Source organism: Candidatus Kuenenia sp. (assembly GCF_039794105.1).
Lineage (GTDB): Bacteria > Planctomycetota > Brocadiia > Brocadiales > Brocadiaceae > Kuenenia.
Genome location: NZ_JBDIWA010000068.1, coordinates 1 through 3,693 on the forward strand (window position 1 = coordinate 1; position 3,693 = coordinate 3,693).

At 41.4% G+C, this 3,693-nt stretch carries 4 protein-coding genes; all 4 read left to right on the forward strand.

Going from position 1 to position 3,693, the window contains the following annotated elements:
* Positions 1-671 (forward strand): aminotransferase class III-fold pyridoxal phosphate-dependent enzyme (locus tag ABJL82_RS16420; protein ID WP_347275790.1); only part of this gene is annotated, 671 nt, incomplete at its 5' end.
* Between the two features lie 91 nt (positions 672-762).
* Positions 763-1,335: a cytochrome b N-terminal domain-containing protein gene (locus ABJL82_RS16425; RefSeq protein WP_347275791.1), complete on the forward strand. Its 573-nt coding sequence runs from the start codon at positions 763-765 to the stop codon at positions 1,333-1,335.
* A gap of 169 nt (positions 1,336-1,504) precedes the next feature.
* The gene (locus ABJL82_RS16430) at positions 1,505-1,762 is read left to right on the forward strand and encodes a hypothetical protein (RefSeq protein WP_347275792.1); all 258 of its coding nucleotides are present in this window, start codon (positions 1,505-1,507) and stop codon (positions 1,760-1,762) included.
* Between the two features lie 565 nt (positions 1,763-2,327).
* Entirely contained in the window at positions 2,328-3,626 is a 1,299-nt protein-coding gene (locus tag ABJL82_RS16435) for a nucleotide sugar dehydrogenase (protein ID WP_347275793.1), read from the forward strand.
* The last annotated feature ends 67 nt before the right edge of the window (positions 3,627-3,693 follow it).

The window sequence follows — 3,693 nt, forward strand, 5'->3', positions numbered from 1 at the left end:
CCTTAATAATTGAACCGATACAGGGAAACGGGGGAATTATTACACCGCCTCCAGGGTATTTTCAACTCATAAGGGAGATCCTCAATAAATATAAGGTACTCCTGATAACGGATGAAGTGCAGACGGGCTTTGGCCGTACGGGAAAAATGTTTGCCGTTGAACATTGGGGCGTTGTGCCTGATATTATGTGTATGGCAAAGGCATTGGCGAACGGAACACCCCTGGGCGCTTTTATTACCAATGACGCTGTTGCGGCGGCATATACCAGGCCCGGGGCTTCAACCACAGGGGGGAATCCCGTATCGACAACCGCCGCACTTGCCACAATTGAAGTCATTGAGAATTATCGTCTTGTTGAGAAGGCAAAAAAACTGGGCGATTATTTTAAAAACGCATTGAACGATTTGCAGCAAAAATACCGCATTATCGGCGACGTCAGAGGGATGGGCCTTATGCTGGGCGTGGAGCTGGTAAAAGAGGATAAAATCCCGGCGTTTGACGAAACAGATAATATTTTGGAACAATTAAAGGATCTGGGAATCCTTGCGGGCAAGACAGGTATATCAAGAAATGTACTCACATTCCAGCCACCTCTGGTGATTACACAAAACGACATCGACCACCTTTGCATGGTGTTAGGGATAATTTTATCAAAAGTATCAGATGGCTAACTATAGTCAAACAAATCTATGATCAGAAGTCAGAAGTCAGAGGTCTGTCCATATTTGTTTGACCATATTGTCAGGAGGTCGCAGGAATTACATGTCTAAACCGGGCGCATCGATAAATGAATCCCAAAATACTAGTATTTTAAAGGAAATCATCGAAACGAACATAACCAGGAAACTAATCCCTAAGGGACTGAGTTGGTTCGGATGTATGGGGGGATTATCGCTGCTTGCTTTTTTAATCCAGTTGGGAACAGGCATATTTCTTATGTTCTATTTTATTCCCAGCCCGAATGAAGCGGCAGCAAGTTTTCAGCGTGTGAGCCATAGCGTTCCGTATGGATGGTTGATTCAGCGCGTACATTCCGTTGGACCACATATTATGATTGGAATGGTTTTCAGCCATATGCTCAGGATTTATTTTAAAGGAATTTACCGGCATCCAAGGGAGTTACACTGGGTATCTGGGGCAAACCTCCTTATTTTAACGCTGCTCATGTATTATACCGGCGGTTTTTTAAAGGCAAATACTGCCGCGGAATTATCGAAATTCCAACTTACTTGTTTTTACACATTACACATTGCCGGTATTCCGCTTGCAATGATGTTCTTTATGGGTATGCATTTTTTTATGGTGAGAAAAACCGGGATATATGAGCAATTATAATTTTCAAAAAACGGAGAGGACGAAACAACACGTAAAAATACATAACGGTAAAATGCCGCCACATAAATTCACTAATACCCACCTCTATTCTGCCGATAAATCTGGTAACATTGAATGTCAAATTTATTCCGCAAAACAGTAAGACAGACAATTTTAAAAAAAAATTATCATGTTAAATGCGACGGGAAACACAAACCATACCGCCATTGCGGCACATATCGCAGTTCTTGCCCCAAAGTATGATCCCAAAAAAGAATCTATCCTTAAGAGAACCAAAATACAATCAACAAACAACTCAAACAAGTCAAGGGTAAGCACCGAAGGCGAACCGGAACAACCACATACCGTGCATTCAAAACCGCAAAGCCCTGAAAACAATCCGGAACATAATGAAGCGCCTGTTTCCAGCATTGACTTTGTCTCATAAATTCTGCCTTATGCCACACCGGCGGGTTCAGGTTTGCAACCTGAACCTATAAGTTTATGCGGATAATTAGGTTATGTAATGTAGTAAAATCCCAACGCCAAAATCACAAAATCCCTGCTTGGAATCCGGAATCTATTTTTCGTTTGTTCTGCCAGTAGAAGGCGGAATTGAAAGTATAAAACGTTTGGTTCAAGTTACAAACCTGAACCCGCGAATGATCTATCATGTATTATCAGGCAAAAAAACTCTCACGCTGCGTTATAGACATTCTTGCAATCATTTTTTTTGTTGCAATTTTTTGCATAACTAACTATTATCTTGTCCCTTACAAACAACAATATAATAATATTTTTTAAATGTTCCCCCTCGATTTTTCAAAAATCTAAATTTTTGTACGGGAATTTCAATGTTTTTAGTTAACCAATAAATAAACCCACCCCTTAATCCCCTCCCAAGAGGGGAATTTGATAAGTCCCCTCTTGGGAGGGGCAGGGGTAGGTAAAAATGAATGCCGTTGGGTTTTTGTCTTTAAAAACCCGACCTAATTTATTACCAATTTTTAATTATGGAAAAATTGCTGGAAAAAATTAAAACAAAAAAGGCAAAAATAGGCATAATTGGTCTTGGTTATGTCGGCCTTCCCCTTGCGCTTGAGTTTGTGCGCAGCGGATACTGTGTAACAGGCATTGATAAAAACAAAGACCATGTCGCCTCTCTGAACAGGGGAAAATCATATATTGGGGATGTAAAAGACGAAGATATTGCGCAATTTGTAGAAAAAGGACTTTTTCTTGTAACCGATGACGCCGCCGTCATATCTACACTTGACGCCATAAGTATATGCGTGCCAACTCCTTTAACAAAAACGAAAGACCCCGATATGTCTTACATTATTAATGTCAGCCAGGAGATAAAAAAGTACATGCGCAAGGGTCAGCTTTTGGTATTGGAAAGCACCACCTATCCCGGTACAACCGAGGAGTTGGTCTTGCCAATATTAGAGGGCGATACACTTCGGATAGGAAAGGATTTCTATCTTGCCTTTTCGCCGGAACGGGTCGATCCTGGGAACAAAGTTTACAGTATCAGGAATGTTCCCAAAGTTGTGGGCGGCGTTACAAAACAGTGCACAGAGCTAGCCATGAGTTTGTATGGACAGATCGTTGAAAAAATTGTCCCTGTTACGTCCACAAAGGTTGCAGAAATGGTGAAATTACTGGAAAATACCTTTCGCAGCGTAAACATAGCGCTGGTAAATGAAATTGCCGTCATGGCAGAAAGGATTGGGATAGACGTCTGGGAAGTAATTGACGCTGCCAGGACAAAACCATTTGGATTCATGTCGTTTTATCCGGGGCCTGGCCTGGGTGGGCATTGCATACCGATAGATCCGTTATATCTGTCCTGGGTTGCGAAAAAAAATGGCTTCGAATTGCGGTTTGTTGCGCTTGCCGACCAGATTAACAGTGCAATGCCTGAATTTGTTGTGGAAAAAATTACCGATGCGCTGAATAATCTGGAAAAAAGCGTCAAATGTTCTGCAATACATATCCTCGGAGTTGCTTATAAAAAAGACGTCGGCGATATCCGTGAGTCCCCCGCATTGGAAATAATGCACCTATTAAAAAACAAGGGGGCGAAATTGACATATTCTGACCCGTATATCCCGGAAATTAACTATCACGGTCTTAGCGCAAAATCAAAGACGCTCACAAAAGAATTTTTTTCAAAAATTGATTGCAGTGTTATCGTAACAGATCACTGCTGTTTTGATTACAACTTAATCGTCTCCCATTCAAAGTTAATAGTGGATACCCGCAACGCTTTAAAAGGGATTAACAGAAAACACATATTCCGACTCTAACAATGACTGATCTGCTTCTTGAAATAGGTACTGAAGAAATTCCTGCCGGTTATATAACGCCCGCACT

Coding starts and splice junctions, on each gene's coding strand:
- ABJL82_RS16425 (WP_347275791.1), top strand. CDS start 763: ATGTCTAAACCGGGCGCATCGATAAATGAATCCCAAAATACTAGTATT.
- ABJL82_RS16430 (WP_347275792.1), top strand. CDS start 1,505: ATGTTAAATGCGACGGGAAACACAAACCATACCGCCATTGCGGCACAT.
- ABJL82_RS16435 (WP_347275793.1), top strand. CDS start 2,328: ATGGAAAAATTGCTGGAAAAAATTAAAACAAAAAAGGCAAAAATAGGC.